This is a genomic window from Mesorhizobium sp. M2A.F.Ca.ET.043.05.1.1 (assembly GCF_003952445.1).
Taxonomy (GTDB): Bacteria; Pseudomonadota; Alphaproteobacteria; order Rhizobiales; family Rhizobiaceae; genus Mesorhizobium.
This window is the reverse complement of the sequence record NZ_CP034446.1, coordinates 4,069,907-4,091,208: the sequence shown is the minus strand read 5'-3', so window position 1 is coordinate 4,091,208 and position 21,302 is coordinate 4,069,907. Positions and strand designations below refer to the sequence as shown.

Genomic DNA, 21,302 nt, shown 5'->3' with positions numbered 1-21,302 from the left:
GCGACGCTGACAATTGGCGAAATAGTGGGCGCCAGCTTTTTCTCCCCGTCACTATACGGGGAGAAATGCCCGGCAGGGCAATGAGGGGCAGCGCCGGACTCTCAGAAAGAAGGTTACATTCGGACGGCCAGCCACCACGCCTCTGCGTAGTCGCCCCAGACCGGCTCCGCTGGTGGTTCCGTTTGTTCGCCCTTGCTTGCTGTCTCAATGCCATCCGACGCCAGCAGCGCGGCGCCGATGCTGGTCCCGGTGGACGTCTCCGATGCAACGACTGCTCGGCCTGTCGCTGCCGCCAGCATGCGGATGAAAAGCGGGTTCTTCGCAAACGGTCCCTCGACGGTCGTCGGTCCGTCGCCGCCGATCAATTCCAGGCAGGTCGCGGTCATCAGCGCCAGATAGAACGAGATGGCGGCGAAGCGCTGGCCGGAGCTCAGGTTGTCGGCGTTATGCCATTGCGCGGCGCGATGCGGAAAGGGTCCGGAACCCTGCTGCGTCGAAGGCAGAAGCTGAACCTGCCGCGCCAGCACGGCGTCAACATCGTCGTCGATCCATTCCTGCGGCTGACCGTCGGTCAGCAGCGAGAATTCGCGACCGCCCATAAAGCGGGCCGACGGCACAGGATCGCCCAGCGCGTTGACATTGACCAGCGTGTCGCGCGCCGGGTCGAGCGCCACCTTCCTGCCGCCGACGGCCATCGACACCACCCATGTGCCCGTCGAGACGACGGAGAAGGGCGGCGCGTCGGACAGCAGATGCGGCAGCAGCGAGGCGTTGGAATCGTGCAGTCCGCAGAAAACCGGGGTCTGTGGCGCGAGCCCTGTCCGTCGCACCAGCTCCGGCAGGATCGGGCCAAGCCGGTCCTTGGCCGGCCGCACCGGCGCCATCAACCGGCGCCAGCCCATCCTGTCGACCAGCGAGGAATAGTCGGAAGTCCAGGGATTCCACAGATCGGTGTGGCAGCCGAGCGACGTCACCTCATTGGCGGCGACACCGGTCAGCCGCAGCGCCCAGTATTGCGGATACATCAGCATTGCGGCGGCTCGTGCGAATTCCGCCGGGAAGCGCTTCTGCTGCCAGAAGAACTGCGCGCCGAGATTGAGGCCGATGGGCAATCGCGGCGTGCCGGTTTCAGCGAAAGGCGGACGAACAGCATCGTAGTCGGCCGCAAGCTGGTCCGGACCGTCGAATTCGTAATCGAGAACCGGCAGCACCAGTTCGCCGGCGGCGCCGACCAGCGCGCCGGTCGCGCCGTGCGTGGTGATCGAGATCGCATCGATGCGCCGTCCGCGGTTGAGATCGGCGAGGCTGTTCAGGATGAACGTCCACAGCGCCTCGACATCGTGATGCGGGTAGGGCGCCTGCCGCACCGGCGCGTTGGCGACACGGCGCAGCGCGATCTCGCTAAGTGTCGCGAGATCGACCAGCGCCACCTTGGCGTTGGTCTTGCCGATATCGATGACGGCGACGATCATGCCATATGGAACATTGTTTCCAGCGGCACCGCCACCGGCTCGTTATCGGCCTTGGTCTCCATTACGTCGGCCATATGCGCCCACCAGCGCCGCATCACCGAGTGCTTCGGCAGCTCGGCCATGCCGTGGTCATCACGCCGCCACAGCACGCCGAAGAGGGTGTTGGTCTCCTCGTCGAGATGGATCGAATAGTCGGAGACGCCAGCCTCTCTCAGCAGTGCAAACAGCTCAGGCCAAATCTCGTCGTGGCGGCGCTTGTACTCGGCCTTCATGCCCGGATTGAGCTTCATCTTGAAAGCGTATTTTTCCATCAGGCGAAGCGCCCTTCACGCAGCCGCCGCCAGACGATCGGCAATGCAATGACGATGATCAGCAACAAGCCGATGAAGATCGACATGACGATGCCCGGCACGTTGAGCAGGCCGAGGCCGAAGGTCACCAGCCCCATGATGAAGGCGGCAAGCACGACGCCTAAAATGCTGCCGGCGCCGCCAAGGATCGACACACCCCCAAGCACCACCATGGTGATCGCTTCGAGCTCATAACCCTGCGCGATCGACGGTCGCGTCGATCCGAGCCGCGAGGTGATCAGCACCGAAGCGATGCCCGACATCAGCCCGGTCAGGCAGAACAGGATGAATTTTATACGGTTGACCCGCACGCCGGAAAACTGGCAGGCGACCGGATTGTTGCCGATGGCGAAGACGCGGCGGCCGAAGCTCGTGCGGTGCAGCACGAACCAGTAGATCAGCGCCGCAACGAGGAACAGTGCCAGCTCGAACGAGAAGACCCACCAGACATAGCCCTGGCCGAAGAACGCAAAACTTTCCGGATAGCCTTTGTAGGCCTGGTCGCCGAGGATGATGAAGGCGATGCCGCGAAACAGGCTCATCGTGCCGATGGTGACGACGATGGACGGCAGGCCGAGCCGCGTGACGAGCAGCCCGTTGAAGGCGCCGCAGGCGAGGCCGACGGCAATGCCGATCGCGACCAGCACCGGCGTGCCGGCGCCGGCCTGCACCGCCATGCCCATCATGGTTGAGGCCAAAGCCACGATCGCGGCAACCGACAGGTCGATCTCGCCGGAGATGATCAGCAGCGCCATCGCAAGCGCGATCAGCCCCTTTTCCGTGAAGTTGAAGGTCAGGTCCGACAGCGACCACGGGTCGAGGAAATAGGGCGAAGCGAAGCTGTTGACCGCGAAAATGCCGACTGCGATGACGACCAGCAGCGCCTCCCAGGAGAAGATCGCCGAGGAAAGCGGCTTGTCGAGCCGGTCGGGGATATGGCGCGGGGCAGGGGTGTCGGTCATGCCGCTTCCGCCTTTCTGAGGATGATGCGGCCTTGCCGGCGCTCGCCGCGCGCGTTGAGCACCACCGCCAGTATGATGGCGCTGCCCGAGATCGCCATCTGCCAGAAGGGCGAGATGTTGATGACCGGTAGCGCGTTGGAGATGATGCCGAGGAACAGCGCGCCCAGCACCGCGCCGCCGACCGAGCCGATGCCGCCGGCGATCGAGATGCCGCCGATGACGCAGGCGGCGATGATGTTGAGCTCATAGCCGTTGGCGACCTCGACCGAGGCGATCACATAGCGCGAGATCCAGAGATAGCCGGCAAGCCCGCCGATCATGCCGGAAATGCAAAAGACGATGAATTTGGTGCGGCCGACATCGATGCCGGCATAGACCGAGGCGGTCGGATTGACACCGATGGCATAGATCGAGCGGCCGATGGCGGTCCGCGTCATCACCAGGAAGAACAGCGCGATGACGATGACGGCGACCCAGGAGAGCACCGGCAGGCCGAGGAAGGCGGCGCGCTGGAAATTGATGAAGTCGGGGCTCATCTGGTCGGCATTGACCCAGGCGCCGCCGGAGACGACGAAGGTGGCGCCGCGATAGATGGTGAGGGTGCCCAGCGTCACCACGATCGAGGGAATGTTCAGCCGCCACACCAGGAAACCGTTGATCGCGCCAAGCACCAGCCCGACGGCGAGCGCGATGACGATCAGCACCGGGATCGGGATCGCCGGATGCGCGGCGTTGAGCATCGCCACCACCATGCCGGTGAAACAGAGGTTGGACGCCATCGACAGGTCGATCGAACGCGTCAGGATCACCACCATCTGTCCCAGCGCCAGGATCATCAGGATCGAGGTGTCGTTGAACACCTGGCGCAGATTGGCGGGATCGGCGAAGCCGGGGAAGCGCGTCGAGATCAGGCCGATCAGCACGACGATGCCGGCAAGCAGCCAAATCTCGCGGTATTTGACGAAGCTCTTCATGCCGCGATCCCCGCTGCGGTTCGAACCAGCGTCTCGGCGTCGAGGCCCTTATTGTCATAGGTCGCGGCGATGCGGCCCTCGCGCATGACCACGACCCGGTCCGACATGCCCAGGATCTCGGGCAGTTCCGACGACACCATGATCACCGAAAGCCCCTGCGCGACCAGTTGGGCCATGAAGCCATGCACGGCGGCCTTGGAGCCGATGTCGATGCCCTTGGTCGGCTCGTCGAGGATGATGACCTTGGGCGCCGTCGCCAGCCATTTGGCGATCACCACCTTCTGCTGGTTGCCGCCGGAAAGCGTGCCGACATCCTGGCTGAGCGACGAGGCGCGCAGGTCCAGCCGCTCGGTGTAGGAACGGGCGAGCGCGAACTCTTCCGCGAGCCTCAGCACGCCGGATTTCGAGGTGCGTTTTAGCGAGGGCAGCGACACGTTCTGGAAGATCGGCAGGCCGATCACCACGCCCTGCTTGCCGCGTTCTTCCGGCACATAGACGATGCCGGCCTCGATCGAATCCGCCGCCGATTTCGGCGCGATCGATGTACCGTCCAACGAGATGGTGCCTCGGCTGGTGCGGGTGATGCCGGCAACCGCCTGCATGACCTCGCTGCGGCCCGCGCCGACCAGACCGTAGAAGCCGAGTATCTCGCCCTTGCGCAGCTCGAAGCCGATATCGTCGAACTCGGTCGGATGCGACAGACCCGAAACCGACAGCACCGGCGCGCCGATCTTCGGCTCGCGCTGCGGGAAGATATGGTCGACGTTGCGGCCGACCATCCTGCGTACGATCTCATTCTGGCCGGTGTCCTTGAGCAGGCCTTCGCCGACCATCTCGCCGTCGCGGAAGACGGTGTAGCGGTCGGCGATGCGGTAGATCTCGTCGAATTTGTGGCTGATGAAGAGCACCGCCTTGCCTTCGCTCTTCAGGAATTCGATCAAGAGGAAAAGCTCCTCGATCTCCTTCATCGAGAGCGCCGCGGTCGGCTCGTCCATGATGACGATGCGCGCGTCGATCGACATTGCGCGCGCCACCGCAACCAGGTGTTTGTTGGCGATACCAAGATCCTTCAGCCGCGCGTCGGCGTCGATATGGCCGGCGCGCATCGTCTCCAGCACCTCGCGGGCATTGCTGCGCATGGTGCGCCAGTCGATGGTGCCGAAGCGGGTGCGCGGCGCGTGGCCGAGGAAGATGTTTTCGGCCACCGAAAGGTCGTCGAACAGCACGGTTTCCTGGTGGATGGCGGTGATGCCGTGGCCGAAAGCGGCATGTGCGCTGGGCAGCGTCGTCACCTGGCCGTCGATGCCGATCTCGCCTGCATCCGGCTGGTAGATGCCGGTCATGATCTTGACCAGCGTCGACTTGCCGGCGCCGTTCTCGCCGATCAGCGCCGTCACCTGCCCGGGGTAGAGCGACAGGCTGACATTGTGCAAGGCGCGGACGCCCGGGAAACTTTTCGAGATGCCCGTGAGCGTCAGGCGGGGGACCGACGCTGGGAGCCGTTCGTCTGCTTTGCCGTGATGGGCCGTCGTGTCCATAGTCGTATCAAGCCCGTCCATATTCCGTGTCGACTTCCCCTCACCCGACCTCCGCTTCGCTCGGTCGACCTCTCCCCGAGGGGAGAGGAGGTTTGCGAGCTTGGCTCCAGGCCACCTTCTCCCCACCGGGGAGAAGGTGGCCGCGAAGCGGCCGGATGAGGGGGCAGCGCCGTCAGTCCGAGATCAATAGATCTTGGAGAACTTCTCGATGTTGGTCTTGTCGAACTGGAAGGGCGGAGCCATCGCGGCCGAGTTGGTGTCGTCGAGCGTCACCTTGCCGACGCGGCCGATCGACAGCGTGGCGCCGGGCTTCGCCTCTTCCTTCTTCACCGCCAGGTCGTGCGCGAGGTAGATCGCCGAGTAGCCGAGATCGATCGGGTTCCAAAGAGCGACAGCCTGTGAAGCGCCGTTGTCGATGAACTTCTTGAACTCCGACGGCAGCGCGAGACCGGTGACATTGACCTTGCCGATCAGGTTCTCGTCGGTGACGACCTGCGCGGCGGCGACGACGCCGACGGTGGTCGGTGCGATGATCGCCTTGAGATTCGGATAGGACTTCAGCAGGCCCTTGGCCTCGTCGGTGCTCTTGGCCGAGTCGTCATCGCCATAGACGGTGGCGACCAGCTTGATCTTCGGGAACTTCTCCGGCAGCACCTTCTTGGCCGCCTCGATCCAGGCATTCTGATTGGTCGCGGTAGAGGAGGCCGAGAGGATGGCGACGTCGCCGCCTTCCGGCAGGTAATCGGCGGCGAGCTTGATGATGGTCTCGCCGATCAGGCCGGTGTCGGACGGGTTGAGGTGGAGCTGGCGGCCTTCCTTGGCGACGCCCGAGTCCCACGAGATGACCGTGATGCCGCGGTCCATCGCCTTCTTCAGCACCGGCACCAGCGCATCGGCGTCATTGGCCGAAACGGCGATGGCATTGACCTTCTGCGCAATCAGCGAGTTGATCACTTCGATCTGGGCCTCGGCGGTGGCCTTGGTCGGGCCGGTATAGATGACGTCGACATCGCCCAGTTCCTTGGCCGCTTCCTCGGCGCCCTTGTTGGCGGCGTCGAAGAAGCCGTTGCCGAGCGACTTCACCACCAGAGCGATCTTGACGTTCTCGGCATAGGCGGCATTCACGAACATGGCGGCGGAAAAGGCCGCCGTGACCAGCAGTTTCTTCAAAAAGCTCATCGAATATCCTCCCTTGAGCGTTGCATTCCATCGCCGCTGCGGGCGTGAGTTTCCCTCAGGCCTGCAGTGAAGATTCTTCCCTGTCGCTTGACTGTCTGCGGGCAACGATCAGCGTCACGCCCGCCGTTTCCAGCATCTTGGCCTCCCGGTCCTCGATGCCGTCGTCGGTGATCACGGTCGCGATGCGCGACAGCCCGCACAGGATCAGGCTGGAGCGCATGCGGAATTTCGAGGAATCGACGAGCACCACCAGCTCGTCGGCCTGATCGATCAGCTTCTGCTCGGCCTGGATCAGCAGCGGATCGCCCTCCATCAGCCCGAGCGGCCCCAGGCCTTGCGCCCCCATGAACATGCGCCGCGCATAGAAGTTGCGCGTCACGTCATTGTCGAAGGGCGATAGGATGATGTTCTGCTCGCGGTAGATCGTGCCGCCCGACAGCATCACCGTGTTTTTGGAATGCTTGAGCAGATGTTCTGCGATCGGGAACGAGTTGGTGAAGATCGGCATGCGGCGGCCGGTCAGGAAATGCACCATCTGGAAGGTGGTGGTGCCGCCATTGATGATGATCGGCTCGCCATCGGCGCAAAGGTTCACCGCTTCCCGCGCGATCGCCCGTTTCTGCGCGGCGTTCAGCGTCTCGTTGACCGAGAAGGGCCGGCCGGCAAGGCCGATGAACTGCGGCGGCGAGATCGCCTCGGCACCGCCGCGCACCCGGCGCAGGCGCTTTTGCACATGCAGCGCCGCGATGTCGCGCCGGATCGTCGCCTCGGAGGAGTCCGTCAACTCGACCATCTCCTGCACCGTCACCACAGGCTTTTCCTGGACGGCGGACAGAATGATCCTGTGGCGCTCTTTTTCGTGCATGGTTCCTCCCTGCCCAGCATCAGGCCTTAGAAAACGCGCAGTGTCAATCATTTCCGATCATATATTTTCATTGTGCAGTGCAATACGATCGATATTGATCGTTTGTGATTGACAAGCGGGGCGCTTGCGTAGACATTCCCGAGCAAGAAATGAGGAGCGCGACATGCGCTCCAAGGGAGGATACCTATGCTCGACAAGCGCTCCGGCTCGCGCCTCGCCAATCTGTGGGACGATGCAAAAGCCGAAGGGATGAGCGGTCCCGAGCTCCTGGTCTATCGCTCGAACACGCTCGGCTCCGACAAGCGCGTCACCAATTACGGCGGCGGCAACACCTCGTCCAAGGTCTGGCAGAAGGATCCGCTGACCGGCGAGGACGTCGAGGTCCTGTGGGTCAAGGGCTCCGGCGGCGACAGCGCCTCGATCAAGCTGGACGGGTTCGCCACCCTCTACATGGACAAGCTGCGCGCCATCAAGGGGCTCTATCGCGGCGTCGAGCACGAGGATGAGATGGTGGGCTATCTGCCTCACTGCACCTTCAACCTCAATCCGCGCGCGGCCTCGATCGACACGCCGCTCCATGCCTATGTGCCGAAGGCTTGCGTCGACCACATGCATCCCGACGCCATCATCGCGGTCGCGGCGGCCAAGGATTCCAAGGCGATCACCAAGGAGATCTTCGGCGACGCCATCGGCTGGCTGCCATGGAAGCGGCCGGGCTTCGAGCTTGGCCTGTGGCTGGAGAAATTCTGCCTCGACAACCCCAATGCCAAGGGCGTCGTGCTTGAAAGCCACGGCCTGTTCACCTGGGGCGACACGCCCAAGGAATGTTACGAGACCACGATCTCGGTGATCAACCAGGCAATCGAGTGGTTCGAGCGCCGCTCGGAAGGCGTGGCTATCTTTGGCGGCGAGGCAGTCCAGTCGCTCGACGCCCCGGCGCGCCGCGCCATCGCGGCCAAGCTGATGCCGCGCATCCGCGGTCTGATTTCCGAAAAGAGCCACAAGCTCGGCCATTTCGACGACCAGCCGGCCGTGCTCGAATTCGTCAACTCGAAGGATTTGCGGCCGCTGGCGGCGCTTGGCACCTCATGCCCGGATCATTTCCTGCGCACCAAGATCCGGCCGCTGGTGATCGAGTTCGATCCGGCGAACCCCGATATCGACGCGGTCATCGCGCGGCTCGCCGACGACATTGCCGAATACCGCGTCGGTTACCAGGCCTATTACGACGCCTGCAAGCATCCAGACTCGCCCGCCATCCGCGATCCCAATGCGGTGGTCTATCTGATGCCCGGCGTCGGCATGTTCACCTTCGCCGGCGACAAGGCGACCGCGCGCGTCTCCGGCGAGTTCTATGTCAACGCCATCAACGTCATGCGCGGCGCCTCGACGGTTTCCTCCTATGTCGGCCTGCCTGCCCAGGAAGCCTTCGACATCGAGTACTGGCAGCTGGAGGAAGCCAAGCTGCAGCGTCTGCCGAAGCCGAAGGCGCTGGCGGGCCAGATCGCGCTGGTCACCGGCGGCGCCGGCGGCATTGGCCGCGCCACCGCCAACCGGCTGCTGCGCGAAGGCGCCTGCGTCGTGCTTGCCGATATAGACGAGGCCGCTTTGGCCAGTGCCAATGACGAGCTCTCGAAAGCCTTTGGAAAGGACTTTGTCCGTCCGGTGCGGATCGACGTCACCTCCGAGGAGCAAGTGCTTTCGGGCTTCGCCGAAACGGCAGTCGAATTCGGCGGCATCGACATCCTGGTTTCCAATGCCGGGCTGGCCTCCTCGGCGCCGATCGAGGAGACGACACTCGCCTTGTGGAACAAGAATATGGACATCCTGTCCACCGGCTATTTCCTCGTTTCACGCGAGGCTTTCCGCCTGTTCCGCGCCCAGAAGATCGGCGGCAACGTCGTCTTCGTCGCCTCCAAGAACGGGCTCGCCGCTTCGCCCAACGCGTCCGCCTATTGCACCGCCAAGGCCGCCGAGATCCATCTTGCCCGTTGCCTGGCGCTGGAGGGCGCGGAAGCGCAGATCAGGGTTAACGTCGTCAATCCCGACGCCGTGCTGCGCGGTTCGAAAATCTGGACCGGCGAATGGAAGGAACAGCGCGCCGCCGCCTACAAGATGTCGACCGACGACCTCGAGGAGCATTACCGCTCGCGTTCGATGCTGAAGCGCTCGGTCTTCCCGGAAGACATTGCCGAGGCGATCTATTTCTTCGCCTCCGACATGTCGGCCAAATCGACCGGCAACATCGTTAATGTCGACGCCGGCAACGCGCAGAGCTTTACGCGCTAGGCCTTCCTTCTCCCCGTTCACGGGGAGAAGGTGCCAGCAGGCGGATGAGGGGCAGCGCCGGCAGAACGCATTGTTGGGAGGAACAGCATTGTCAGAAATGATTATCCGCGCCGACATAGTCGCCAGCCACAACGCCGCGCGCCAACTCGATCTCGAGCGCGACTACGCCTCGCTCGGCGAACGCCTCGACCGCCGCGGTATCGCCATCGACGCCATCCGCGAAAAGGTGGAAAAATTCGGCGTCGCGATCCCGTCCTGGGGCGTCGGGACCGGCGGCACGCGCTTCGCCCGCTTCCCCGGTCCCGGCGAGCCGCGCGATATCTTCGACAAGATCGAGGACTGCGCCGTCATTGCCCAGCTGACGCAGGCAACGCCGACGGTCTCGCTGCACATCCCATGGGACAAGGCCGACCCGAACCGCTTGAAGCAGGCGGCCTCGCGCTTCGGCCTCGGCTTCGACGCCATGAACTCGAACACCTTCTCCGACGCCAGGGATCAGAAGCTTTCCTACAAGTTCGGCTCGCTCTCGCATGCCGATGCCGGCACGCGCCGGCAGGCGGTCGAGCACAATCTCGAATGCATCGAGATCGGCAAGACGCTGGGCTCCAAGGCGCTGACGGTGTGGATCGGCGACGGCTCGAACTTCCCCGGCCAGGTCAATTTCGCAAAGGCCTTCGAGCGCTACCTGGATGCGATGCGGGAGATCTATGCCGGCCTGCCGGACGACTGGCGGCTGTTCACCGAGCACAAGATGTATGAGCCGGCCTTCTATTCGACGGTCGTGCAGGACTGGGGCACCAACTACATCATCGCGCAAGAGCTCGGCGACAAGGCCTTCTGCCTTGTCGACCTCGGCCACCACGCGCCCAATGTCAACATCGAGATGATCGTGTCGCGGCTGATCCAGTTCGGCAAGCTGGGCGGTTTCCACTTCAACGATTCCAAATATGGCGACGACGACCTCGATGCCGGTTCCATCGACCCCTACCGGCTGTTCCTCGTCTTCAACGAACTGGTGGATGCCGAGCTTTCGGGTGCCAAGGATTTCAACCCCGCCCATATGCTCGACCAGAGCCACAACGTCACCGATCCGATCGAGAGCCTTATGCTGTCGGCTGTCGAGGTGCAGCGCGCCTATGCGCAGGCGCTGCTGGTCGACCGCAAGGCGCTCGAAGGTTTCCAGGAGGAGAACGACGCGCTGATGGCGACGCAGACGCTTAAAAGCGCCTACCGCACCGATGTCGAGCCGATCCTCGCCATGGCGCGCCTGCGGACCGGCGGCGCCATCGATCCGGTCGTCGCCTATCGCGAGGCGGGTTACCGGGCGAAGGTCGCGGCGGAACGGCCGGCTGTCGCGAGCGGCGGTGGTGGCATCGTCTGACAGGCAGCGCCACTCCCCCTCATTCGGCCGCTTCGCGGCCACCTTCTCCCCGAGGGGAGAAGAGATCGGCGCCGGCGCACGCTCCTCTCCCCTTGGGGAGAGGTCGGATTGCCCGAATTGCCCTTGCAATTCGACTTGGCAATCCGGGTGAGGGGGTCTCTCGCGCTACTTCAATTGTTATTGGACTAATTCGCCCCGACGGTTTTTCCTAGGCATTTCGACGCCAGGAGCACCGCCATGCCCTTGACCCGCCGGTCGCTGATCGCCGTCAGCCTTTCGCTTGCCTTTGCCTTCATTCCGGCCGTTGCCGCCTTCGCCGCGTCGCCCGCTCCGGCCAAGGGTGAGCACGGCATGGTGGTCACGGAGCAGCATCTGGCGACCGAAGTCGGCGTCGACGTGCTGAAGAAGGGCGGCAACGCCGTCGATGCCGCTGTCGCGGTCGGCTACGCGCTGGCCGTCGTCTTTCCCGAAGCCGGCAATATCGGCGGCGGAGGGTTCATGACCATCCGGCTGAAGGACGGCCGCACCACCTTCATCGATTTCCGCGAGCGCGCGCCGCTCGCCGCCACCAGGACCATGTATCTCGACAAGGACGGCAAGCCGATCAAGGGCGCCAGCCTCGATGGCTACCTTGCCGTCGGTGTGCCGGGCTCGGTAGCCGGCTTCGAGATGGTGCGTGAGAAATATGGCACGCTCTCAAGGCAGGATCTGATGGCGCCGGCGATCGCCTATGCCAGGGATGGTTTTGTCCTCAACCAGGGCGACGCGGCTTGGTTCGCCGACAGCGCCGACCGGCTGGCGAAGGACGCGGCGGCGGCCGCGATCTTCCTGAAAAAAGACGGCAAGCCTTATGGCATCGGTGAGAAGCTCGTTCAGCCGGACCTCGCCGCCTCGCTGGCGGCGATCTCGCAAAAGGGGTCGGACGCCTTCTACAAGGGCGCGATCGCTGACGCCATCGTCAAGGCGAGCGGCGTCAAGGGCGGCATCCTCGCCAAGGGCGATTTCGAGCAATATGCGGTGCGCGAATTGAAGCCGGTGACCTGCTCCTACCGCGGCTACGAGATCATCTCCTCGCCACCGCCAAGCTCGGGCGGCGTCATCATCTGCGAGATACTCAATGTGCTGGAAGGCTACCCGCTCTCCTATCTCGGCTCGGCTTCCGCCGAGACGGTCCATGTCATGGTCGAGGCAATGCGCCATGCCTATGTCGACCGCAACTCAGCGCTCGGCGATCCGGATTTCGTCGACCATCCGGTCTCCAAACTGCTCGACAAAAACTACGGCAGGGACATCCGAGACAAGATCGATCCCTTCCGCGCCGGCGTCTCGAAGGACTTGATGCCGAAGGGTCTTGGCGAGTCGAAGGAGACGACCCACTATTCGATCATTGACAAGGACGGCAACGCGGTCGCGGTCACCTACACACTGAACGGCTCCTTCGGCGCCGGCGTCGTCGCCGAAGGCACCGGCATCCTGCTCAACAACGAGATGGACGACTTCACCCAGAAGCCCGGCGTGCCCAACCTCTACGGGCTGGTCCAGGGCGAGGCCAACGCCATTCAGCCGAAGAAGACGCCTTTATCCTCGATGAGCCCGACGATCGTGACGAAGGACGGCAAGCCGTTCATGGTCATCGGCAGCCCGGGCGGCTCGCGCATCATCACCATCACGCTGGAGGCGATCGTCAACGTCATCGACCACGGCATGGACATCCAGCAGGCGATCGACGCGCCGCGCATCCACCATCAATGGCTGCCGGACAAGGTCTATGTCGAGCCTTTTGGGCTTTCGCCGGACACGGAGAAGCTGCTTGCCGGCATGGGCTATCATCTCGACCTCAGCGACGAGACCTGGGGCCGGGCAGCCGGCATCCTTGTCGGTGGCAAAAGCCTGGCGGAGATCGAGAAGGGCGGCGGCGCCCGCTACAACGGCGCCATGGACAGTCGCGCGGCTGCCGGCGAGGCGCTGGGATACTAACTGATCAGGTCACCAGCGTGATGGTCGAGGCGATCAGCATGACGGCGGCAATGGCCACAAACAGCGCGTAGATGCGCGGCCGGTCGAGCAGCAGCGCATTGCCGGAAATCCAGGCCGCCGTGGCGCCGCCGAGCGCGAACAGGAAGCCGTTGCGGTGGCCGAAGGACATGGAGGCGGCCATCAGGCCGCCGATGATCAGCGCGCCGAACACGATGATGACGGCGACCGCGTATTTCTCGAAATCATTGCCGCCGCCCATCACCGGCCCCATCGCGTTGAGATTGGGCAGGTCGTCCGGATCGAAAGGGTTGGCCGAGCCGTATTCGTCTTGACCGAGGGATTCGCGCATCATTCGTTCTCCGCTGGGCGGCAACAAACCATCAACGCCTGCCAAGCGCAACCCGGCAACGCCATCGCGGCGATGCGTTCACTGGCCGGCTGGTGCCAACGTGCCACGGTTTGCCGGACAAGCTCAACGACCGGAGATTGGGTCGGGTTCCACAAGCTTGATCTATCTGGAAAAATCGCTGCGCACGATACCGTGCCGCTGCAACTTGTCGTAGAAGGTCTTGCGCGGAATGCCGAGCGCCTCGATGGTGCGGCGGACGTCGCCTTCATTGCGACCAAGTGTCTCGCGGATGATGTCGGCCTCGTAGCGATCGAGCCGCTCGGGCAACGGCGTCGCGGCGTCGCTCTCCATTGCCGCCGGGGAAGGCGTTTCGGCAACGTCCTCAAGCCCCAGCACGAAGCGTTCGGCGAAATGGGCGAGCTCGCGCACATTGCCCGGCCAGTCATGCTCCCGCAGGTGGCGTTGGATCGCAGTGGACGTCGCCGGCACGGCGCGCCGGAAGCGTGCGGCGGCGCGCTCGGCGAAGTAACCGAACAGCAGCGGCACGTCGTCCCGCCGTTCGCGCAGCGGCGGAATGGAGAGCGTCACCACATTGAGCCGGTAATAGAGGTCCTCGCGGAAAGCGCCGCGCTGGCTGGCATTGCCGAGATCGACCTTCGCGGCGGCGACGACGCGCAGGTCGACCGGCCTGACTTCGTTGGTGCCGAGCGGCGTCACCTCGCGCATTTCGAGCACGCGGAGCATCTGCACCTGCGTCGAGGCCGGCATGCTTTCGATCTCATCGAGGAACAGCGTGCCGCCGCTCGAATGCTCGATACGGCCGACGCGCTTCTTCTGCGCGCCGGTGAAGGCGCCGGCCTCGTGTCCGAACAGCTCGCTTTCGATGACCGTCTCCGGCAGCGTGCCGCAATTGAGCGCGACGAAATTGCCCTTGGCGCGGCGGCTCCAGCGATGCAGCAGGTTCGCCACCACCTCCTTGCCGGAGCCGGTCTCGCCGGTCACCAGCACGTCGACATCGGTGTCGGCGATCTGCCTCAGCGTACGGCGCAGCCGCTCCATCGCCGGTGTCTGGCCGATCAGCGGCAAGCCTTCCTGCGCCTGCTCGGCCGCTTCGCGCAAGGCTCGGTTCTCCATCACCAGCCGGCGTTTTTCGGCGGCACGGGCAACGCTCTGCGCCAGCCGCTCAGTGGCGAAAGGCTTGGTGATGAAGTCGTAGGCGCCGTCCTTGATCGCCTTGACGGCCATGGCGATGTCGCCGTGCCCCGTGACCAGGATCACGGGAATATCGGGGTCGAGATGCAAGACGCGGCCGAAAAGCTGCAGCCCATCGATCTCCGGCATGCGGATGTCCGAGACAACCACGCCGGCGAAATTCCTGTCGAGCGTCGCCAGCGCTTCGCTCGCCACCGAATAGGCCGACACCGCAAAGCCGGCAAGCTCTAGCGTCTGCCTCGTCGCCTTGAGCAGGTCATTGTCGTCATCGATAAGGATCACCGGTGCGGGATCGTTCGTGGTCATGCTGCGCCGGCTTTCGAAAGGTGGATGGTGAAGCGTGTGCCCTGGTCGCTGCTCGAAACCTCGATGCGCCCGCCATAGTCGGCGACGATGTCTTTGGAGATGACCAGGCCGAGCCCAAGGCCTTTCTCCTTCGAGGTGTTGAAGGGCGTGAACAGGGATTTCAGGATCGCGGGTGGGATACCCGGCCCGTTGTCGGAAACAACCAGCGCCACGTCTTCGCCGGTTTCGGCGGCGGAGACTTCGACCCGTGCGCCATCACGGCCATCGAGCGCCTCCAGCGCGTTCTGGAACAGGTTGATCAGCACCTGTTCCAGCCGCAGCCGATTGCCCATTACTTTCAGTGTCGATGGCGGCAGCGTGATTGCCAGCGCATCCAGCCGGCCGGCGAAGCGGCTCCTGAGCAGCACGACTGCGCCCTCGATCACGCTGCGCAATTCAACGGGCTCGGCGGCGGTGCGGCCCTTGCGGGCAAAGGCTTTCAGCTCCTCTGTGATGGTTCCGATGCGATCGGTCAGCGCGGCGATGGCGCCAAGATTCTCTTCGGCTGAAGCGCTCTGCTCACGTTCGAGGAACACGCGCGCATTGTCGGCATAGGCGCGGATCGTCGCCACCGGCTGGTTGATCTCATGCGCGACGCCGGCGGCGACCTGGCCAAGCGTGGCGAGCCGGTTGGCCTGCACCAGATCCTGCTGCATGACCTGCAACCTCGCCTCGGTGCTGCGATGGTCGGCGATCTCGGCCTGTAGACGGTCGCGCGCAAGGCTGAGATCCTGCGTGCGCTCGACGACGCGCCGCTCCAGCTCGGCCCGCGCCGCCTGTTCGGCGGCAATGCGCATTTGGGCGGACTGCCGGCGCCAAAGCAGATAGGCCGCCAAAGCCAGGAGCGGTACAAGCAAGCCGAGAGCCAGGAGCCGCATTTCGCGCTGCGCGGCGGCGATCGGCGCTTCGGCTGGAACAAGATAGTCGAGCCGCCACGGTGTTGATGGCACAGCGGTCGAGAGCCGCAGATATTCCGCATCGCTGCCTCTCGGCGCGATGGCATGGACCAGCGTGACATCGGAGCTCAGCGCCTCCGGCCTCGTGATCGGCAAAGGCACCAGCGGCGCGTCGCCGAATTGCTGGCTGGCGCGGATTTCGGCGAGCACCGGCCGGCTAAGCGGCTCGGTCGTCAGGAAGCGCCAGGAGGGCACACTCGTGATCAGCACCACGCCATGCGCGTCGCTGACAAAGGCCGGCCGGTTCGCTTCGTGCCAGTCGGCTTCGAGCTGGTCGAACTCCATCTTGACCACGACGACGCCGAGGGGGCCCGAGGCGCCGTCGACGCGCCGCGAGATGTAGAGCCCGGGACGTTTGCTGACATTGCCGAGCGCGAAATATTCGGCGGTGCCGGTCTGCATCGCGCCTGAGAAATAGGCGCGGAAACTGTAGTCGCTGCCGACGAAGCTCACCGGTTCGCGCCAATTGCTGGAGGCGATCGCCAGACCGTCCGTGCCGGTGACGTAGAGCACCGAGGCCTTGGTGCCGGAAACCAGCCCTTCCAGCTTGCGGTTGAGCACGTCGATCGCGGCAGGGCTTCGCTCGGTCAACGCGTCATGCACCTGCTGGTCCTCCGACAGGAGCAGCGGCAGCGCGCGCGGATTTTCCAGCACCGCGCGCAGCAGCGCGACCTTGAGGTTGGCGTCCGTGCGTCCTTGCGTGGCTAATGCCTCGATCTCCGTCGAGCGGCCATAAAGGCCTGCGCCGTAGAGCGCTGCCGCGATGATCGCCAGCGCCACCGTCGTGAACAGCAGCCAGGCGCGCCGCGCCCGCCCGGCAAGCAGTTCGGGCGTCGGGGCGAGGGCAGCGGCGGGGCGTTGCAGCATGGCGTATTTGTGCATGTTTTCGCACAAGGCGCAATTCTGCCTATGCGGATAACCGCACTGATGCCGCTGAAAGGGCACCTCGCGAGCTCGAAAAATTCAGCAAAATCAACGAAGCGAAATTCCGGGCGCCATCTGGCACGCGCATTGCACCTGCATCCGCAGCAGCCGCGAGGCTGTGGAGGTCAACAGCCCCCTGGGAGGTCGAGCGTTCTCGATCGGGGGCCGAACGGAGGATATCATGCAGACAGCAATCGCTGCCGCCGAACCGCGCGGCAAGGTTCCCTTTTACCGGCATCTCTATGTGCAGGTCCTGGTGGCGATCGCCGCCGGCATCCTGCTTGGCCATTTTTATCCCGATCTGGGCGCATCGCTGAAACCGCTCGGCGATGCCTTCATCAAGCTGGTCAAGATGGTCATCGCGCCGGTGATCTTCTTCACCGTGGCGACCGGCATCGCGGGAGTCTCCGACCTGCACAAGGTCGGCCGCGTCGCCGGCAAGGCGATGATCTATTTTCTTGTCTTCTCGACATTGGCGCTGATCGTCGGCCTGGTTGTGTCGAACGTCATCCAGCCCGGCGCCGGCATGCACATCAATCCGGCGACACTCGATGCCTCGAAGGTCTCGACCTTCACCGAGAAGGCGCATGACACGACGATCGTCGGCTTCCTGATGAACATCATCCCCGACACCATCATCGGCGCCTTTGCGCAGGGTGACATTCTGCAGGTGCTGTTCTTCTCGGTGCTGTTCGGCATTGCGCTGGCGCTGGTCGGCGAACGCGGGCGCCCTGTGGTCGATTTCCTGCAGGCGCTGACCGCTCCGATCTTTCGCCTCGTCGCCATCCTGATGAAGGCGGCGCCCATCGGCGCCTTCGGCGCCATGGCCTTCACAGTCGGCAAATACGGCATCGGCACGATCGCCAACCTCGCCTTCCTGATCGGCACCTTCTACCTGACGTCGCTGCTCTTCGTGCTGGTCGTTCTCGGCGCCGTCGCATGGTACAACGGCTTCTCCATCCTGGCGCTGATCCGCTACATCAAGGAAGAGCTGCTGCTTGTGCTCGGCACCTCGTCGTCGGAAGCCGCGCTTCCCGGCCTGATGGCCAAGATGGAGCGTGCCGGCTGCAACCGCTCGGTGGTCGGCCTGGTCATCCCGACCGGCTATTCCTTCAATCTCGACGGCACCAATATCTACATGACGCTTGCCGCGCTGTTCATCGCCCAGGCGACCGACACGCCGCTCACCTTCGGCGACCAGATCCTGCTCCTGCTCGTCGCCATGCTGAGCTCCAAGGGCGCGGCCGGCATCACCGGCGCGGGCTTCATCACCTTGGCCGCCACGCTCTCGGTCGTGCCTTCGGTGCCGGTCGCCGGTATGGCGCTGATCCTTGGCGTCGACCGCTTCATGTCTGAGTGCCGCGCGCTCACCAACTTCGTTGGCAATGCGGTGGCGACCATCGTCGTGGCGCGCTGGGAAGGCGAGCTCGACCAGAAGCAATTCGCCGCCGCCATGGCAGGTCAATTGCCGGAGGAGGCCGATCTCGCGTTGTCGGGCGGTTTGCAGCCGGCGGAGTGACAGGCAAGTTCAGGCATCCCTTCCAAGCCTTGCAGGCCGCGGCTTAGAAGCAATTCCAGGAAAAGTGTGAGCGGTTTTCCGTCCGGAATTGCGTAAAAACAAAGAGCTAGCGCGTTTCACAGTTTCCGTGAAACGGTGAAACGCGCTAGCCGCGGCCTGTTCTTTTTGCCGACCGCCGCATAGGCTGCGCGAGCCGGATTCCCGGCGAAATAGTCAGCCGAGGGCGGTCAATGAGCAGCGCGTATCCCGAGATCTATCTTGTCCGTCATGGCGAGACCGAATGGAGCCTCTCGGGCAGGCATACCGGCCGCACCGACATCCCGCTGACGGCAAAAGGCGAGGAGGCCGCGCGCGGCGTGGCCGACCGGCTCAAGGGCCTGACCTTCCAGGCGGTCTGGTCGAGCCCCTCGCAGCGCGCCTTCGACACCTGCCGGCTCGCCGGCTTCGCCGAGGGCGCGGTCAAGAAGCCGGACCTGCAGGAATGGGATTATGGCGCTTACGAGGGCGTGACGACCAAGGAGATCCTGTCGAAGCGCCCCAGCTGGCAATTGTTTCGCGACGGCTGTCCTGACGGCGAGACTGCGGCCGATGTCGGCGCCCGCGCCGACGCGATCATCGCCGGGCTGCGCGCGATTGCCGGCAATGTGCTCGTCTTCTCCAGCTCGCATTTCCTGCGTGTTCTCGCGGCGCGCTGGGTCGGCCTGCCGCCGGAAGGCGGCGAGTATTTCGTGCTCGACACAGCGAGCCTGAGTGTCCTCGGTTACGAGCACGACCTAACCGAGCCGGTCATCCGGCGGTGGAACCGGAAGTAGCTGCAGCTCGATAGCAGCCGAGGCGTTTCGGGAGATTAGGCGAAGCCCCTCAGCCTCGTCATTCTAGGGCGGAGCAAGGAGCGAAGCGACGCGGCGCAGACCCTAGAATCCATTCCGTTACCTATCCGCGTTACGGCGATTCAGAACGACCCCTGTCTTGCACCGTGTTTAACCCTCGCGCGAGGTCACGGAATGGATCCTCGGGTCTACGCGTCCGCTTCGCTTCCGCTCCGCCCGTGGATGACGAAGCTGAGGCCTTTCGAGCTAGACTCTGATCATCGCCAGCTCCTCGCTCGTCAGATGCCGCGCCTTGCCTTTGGCGAGTTCGCCGAGCTGAAGACCGCCGATCGCCACTCGAACCAGCCTTAGCACCTCGATGTCGAAAGCGCCGAGCAGCCTGCGGATTTGCCGGTTGCGGCCTTCGTCGAGCACGATTTCCAGCCAGGCTGTCCGCCCGCCGCTGCGCAGCAGTGCGATCGAGCTTGCCGTAAGCAACTCCCCGTCGACGACCGAGCCCTGGCGAAAGCGTTCCAGCATCGCGTCGTCAGGCACTGAAGCGATCTGCACATGATAGGTCTTGGCGACATGCGAGGCCGGATCGAGCAGCCCGTTCGTCCAGCGTGTGTCGTTGCTCATCAAAAGCAGCCCTTCGCTTGCCTTGTCGAGCCGGCCGACCGGCGACACGAAGGGCAGGTCGAGCCCTTCCAGGCAGTCATAGACCGTGCCGCGGCCTTCGGGATCGTCGCGGGTGGTGACCAGCCCGCGCGGCTTGTTGAGCATCAGATAGACCTTGCGCTCGGCAACGACGCGCTCGCCGTCAACGGTGATGCGGTCGCGGTCCGGATCGATGCGCAGCGACGCATCGCGCACCGTCTTGCCGCCGACCTGGACGCGCCCCTCGGCGACGAGACGCTCGGCCTGCGTGCGCGAGCAGAAGCCAAGCTTGGAGAGGGCCCGGGCGAGGCTGACCTTTGGGGTTGCGGATCGTCGGTCGGGTTGGCGTGCCACGGTCTTGCCTTCGGACTTGTTCAAAAACGCCGCAACCGATGCCACGCCTAGCGAGATCGGCGCAAGCGGCCCCGTTATCCCGGTCGGGCCGCCAATGTCACTCCTTCGGCGCGCTCAGCCGCCGGTAGGGGACGCCGTCGAATGTTGCCGTCACGAAGCTCTGGACCGACATCTTGCGCTTGCGCCCGTCGCTGCAGGCATAGAGCGGCCAGCCGGCTTCGCTGCACTCGCTGGCCAGGCAGAGGCGGTTCACGCAGTTGCCCGTGGTCAGGCGAAAGCCGCCCTTGCCGGCAAATCCCTGAAGCAGGCTGCCGTCCGCCGAACGCCATGTCCGTTGCTGGAATTCAGGCCGCAGCAGGCGAGGCTCGAGCGGCGCGGCCAAACCGGCCTGGGTTGCGGGGCCCGAATATTGAAACCGGTAGCGCGCCATGCCGGTCGCATACGCGGTGACGAGATCGGGTTGCCCCGAATAGGCTGCCGTGAGGTCAGCTCGGTCAAAAAGATGGGACGCGCGCGGTTCCGCCCCTAACGGTCTCGTCAGGGCAGCGACGGCGACAACGGCCAGGCAGACGCGCAACATCCCCATTCCAGCAGCCATACCCCATCCGGCGTGCCAGGTTGCCCGGCTGCCTGCGCGTACAATCTTTCCAATCGGGTTTTCGCGCAAGCGCCCGGTTTTTCAGGGCAGCGTTGCCTTGTCAGCTATTGGCGGCCGGCGGCAGCTCGAACAGGGTGGCGCCGTTCTCACGCCCACGGTCGACATAGCCGATCACGCGGAACCATTTCGCCACCTCCGGCCTGTCCAGCCAGCTGCGCGAATGTATGGGAAGGTTGCCGGCAAGCGCCTGGACATGGCGGATGTGCCGCTTGCAGAAGCGGACCGTCGCGGCGTTGAAGAAATCCTCCCGCGCCGCGAACAGCGTATCGGCGGCATCCGCATGCTCATGCCAGGCTATGATCGCGACGGCCCTGTCGCCTTCTACGAGCGCATGCGCCCGGCCTTCCTTCAAATTCATCATCAGATTGTCATAGGCGCTTTTGCTGTCCTTGCCGGCCGCGACATATTCGTCCGACATCCGCTTGGACAGGCCGTGGAACACATCTTCCAGGTCTCCGACCGTCGCCGCGCGTGCTCTCATTTCTCCTCCTGACAGCCCACTAGCAGTTTGCCTCAGCAAAGGGAGATCACC

18 protein-coding genes are annotated in these 21,302 nt (G+C 64.2%); 5 read left to right on the top strand and 13 right to left on the bottom strand.

Annotated elements, in window-relative coordinates:
• Positions 1–113 precede the first annotated feature (113 nt).
• From EJ069_RS19920 to EJ069_RS19890, 7 genes are all read right to left on the bottom strand, one after another.
• A complete protein-coding gene (locus EJ069_RS19920; RefSeq protein WP_126062765.1) occupies positions 114–1,472 on the bottom strand; it encodes an FGGY-family carbohydrate kinase in 1,359 nt (452 codons plus the stop codon).
• A complete protein-coding gene (gene rhaM, locus EJ069_RS19915) occupies positions 1,469–1,783 on the bottom strand; it encodes an L-rhamnose mutarotase (RefSeq protein WP_210211302.1) in 315 nt (104 codons plus the stop codon). Before rhaM ends, EJ069_RS19920 begins: the two co-directional genes overlap by 4 nt.
• Positions 1,783–2,784 carry an ABC transporter permease gene (locus EJ069_RS19910; RefSeq protein WP_126062763.1) on the bottom strand — a complete coding sequence of 334 codons (1,002 nt, stop codon included), beginning with the start codon at positions 2,782–2,784 and terminating at the stop codon, positions 1,783–1,785. The genes rhaM and EJ069_RS19910 overlap by 1 nt, the downstream gene beginning before the upstream one ends.
• Positions 2,781–3,758 carry an ABC transporter permease gene (locus EJ069_RS19905; protein WP_126062762.1) on the bottom strand — a complete coding sequence of 326 codons (978 nt, stop codon included), beginning with the start codon at positions 3,756–3,758 and terminating at the stop codon, positions 2,781–2,783. Before EJ069_RS19905 ends, EJ069_RS19910 begins: the two co-directional genes overlap by 4 nt.
• Complete coding sequence (locus EJ069_RS19900; protein WP_126062761.1) at positions 3,755–5,296, bottom strand: sugar ABC transporter ATP-binding protein; 1,542 nt, start codon at positions 5,294–5,296, stop codon at positions 3,755–3,757. Before EJ069_RS19900 ends, EJ069_RS19905 begins: the two co-directional genes overlap by 4 nt.
• A 183-nt stretch (positions 5,297–5,479) precedes the next feature.
• Positions 5,480–6,475, bottom strand: coding sequence for a rhamnose ABC transporter substrate-binding protein (gene rhaS, locus EJ069_RS19895; RefSeq protein ID WP_042637283.1), 996 nt, complete (start codon positions 6,473–6,475; stop codon positions 5,480–5,482).
• Between the two features lie 55 nt (positions 6,476–6,530).
• Complete coding sequence (locus EJ069_RS19890) at positions 6,531–7,340, bottom strand: DeoR/GlpR family DNA-binding transcription regulator (RefSeq protein ID WP_126062760.1); 810 nt, start codon at positions 7,338–7,340, stop codon at positions 6,531–6,533.
• Between the two features lie 186 nt (positions 7,341–7,526).
• Here EJ069_RS19890 and EJ069_RS19885 point away from each other — a divergent pair, with 186 nt between their 5' ends.
• From EJ069_RS19885 to ggt, 3 genes are all read left to right on the top strand, one after another.
• Complete coding sequence (locus EJ069_RS19885) at positions 7,527–9,629, top strand: bifunctional rhamnulose-1-phosphate aldolase/short-chain dehydrogenase (protein WP_126062759.1); 2,103 nt, start codon at positions 7,527–7,529, stop codon at positions 9,627–9,629.
• 97 nt (positions 9,630–9,726) lie between these two features.
• Positions 9,727–11,010, top strand: coding sequence for an L-rhamnose catabolism isomerase (gene rhaI / locus EJ069_RS19880; protein ID WP_126064814.1), 1,284 nt, complete (start codon positions 9,727–9,729; stop codon positions 11,008–11,010).
• 237 nt (positions 11,011–11,247) lie between these two features.
• Complete coding sequence (ggt, locus tag EJ069_RS19875) at positions 11,248–12,987, top strand: gamma-glutamyltransferase (protein WP_126062758.1); 1,740 nt, start codon at positions 11,248–11,250, stop codon at positions 12,985–12,987.
• A 4-nt stretch (positions 12,988–12,991) separates the two neighbouring features.
• Here ggt and EJ069_RS19870 read toward each other — a convergent pair whose 3' ends face one another.
• From EJ069_RS19870 to EJ069_RS19860, 3 genes are all read right to left on the bottom strand, one after another.
• Positions 12,992–13,339, bottom strand: a complete 348-nt coding sequence (locus EJ069_RS19870) for a hypothetical protein (RefSeq protein ID WP_042637278.1) — start codon at positions 13,337–13,339, stop codon at positions 12,992–12,994.
• 159 nt (positions 13,340–13,498) lie between these two features.
• Complete coding sequence (locus EJ069_RS19865; RefSeq protein ID WP_126062757.1) at positions 13,499–14,854, bottom strand: sigma-54 dependent transcriptional regulator; 1,356 nt, start codon at positions 14,852–14,854, stop codon at positions 13,499–13,501.
• Positions 14,851–16,716 (bottom strand): ATP-binding protein, encoded by a 1,866-nt coding sequence (locus EJ069_RS19860; RefSeq protein WP_126062756.1) that lies wholly within the window; start codon positions 16,714–16,716, stop codon positions 14,851–14,853. The genes EJ069_RS19865 and EJ069_RS19860 overlap by 4 nt, the downstream gene beginning before the upstream one ends.
• Positions 16,717–16,954: 238 nt before the next feature.
• On the opposite strand from EJ069_RS19860, the gene EJ069_RS19855 reads away from it, so the two are divergent.
• Positions 16,955–18,292, top strand: a complete 1,338-nt coding sequence (locus EJ069_RS19855; protein ID WP_126062755.1) for a dicarboxylate/amino acid:cation symporter — start codon at positions 16,955–16,957, stop codon at positions 18,290–18,292.
• Positions 18,293–18,522: 230 nt separating this feature from the next.
• Complete coding sequence (locus EJ069_RS19850) at positions 18,523–19,104, top strand: histidine phosphatase family protein (RefSeq protein ID WP_126062754.1); 582 nt, start codon at positions 18,523–18,525, stop codon at positions 19,102–19,104.
• Positions 19,105–19,368: 264 nt separating this feature from the next.
• Here the strand turns inward: EJ069_RS19850 and EJ069_RS19845 are convergent, their stop codons facing one another.
• From EJ069_RS19845 to EJ069_RS19835, 3 genes are all read right to left on the bottom strand, one after another.
• Positions 19,369–20,112, bottom strand: coding sequence for a pseudouridine synthase (locus EJ069_RS19845; protein WP_126062753.1), 744 nt, complete (start codon positions 20,110–20,112; stop codon positions 19,369–19,371).
• Positions 20,113–20,209: 97 nt separating this feature from the next.
• Positions 20,210–20,710 (bottom strand): hypothetical protein, encoded by a 501-nt coding sequence (locus EJ069_RS19840; RefSeq protein ID WP_245456206.1) that lies wholly within the window; start codon positions 20,708–20,710, stop codon positions 20,210–20,212.
• 100 nt (positions 20,711–20,810) lie between these two features.
• Positions 20,811–21,251, bottom strand: a complete 441-nt coding sequence (locus EJ069_RS19835; RefSeq protein WP_126062752.1) for a hypothetical protein — start codon at positions 21,249–21,251, stop codon at positions 20,811–20,813.
• Between the last annotated feature and the right edge of the window lie 51 nt (positions 21,252–21,302).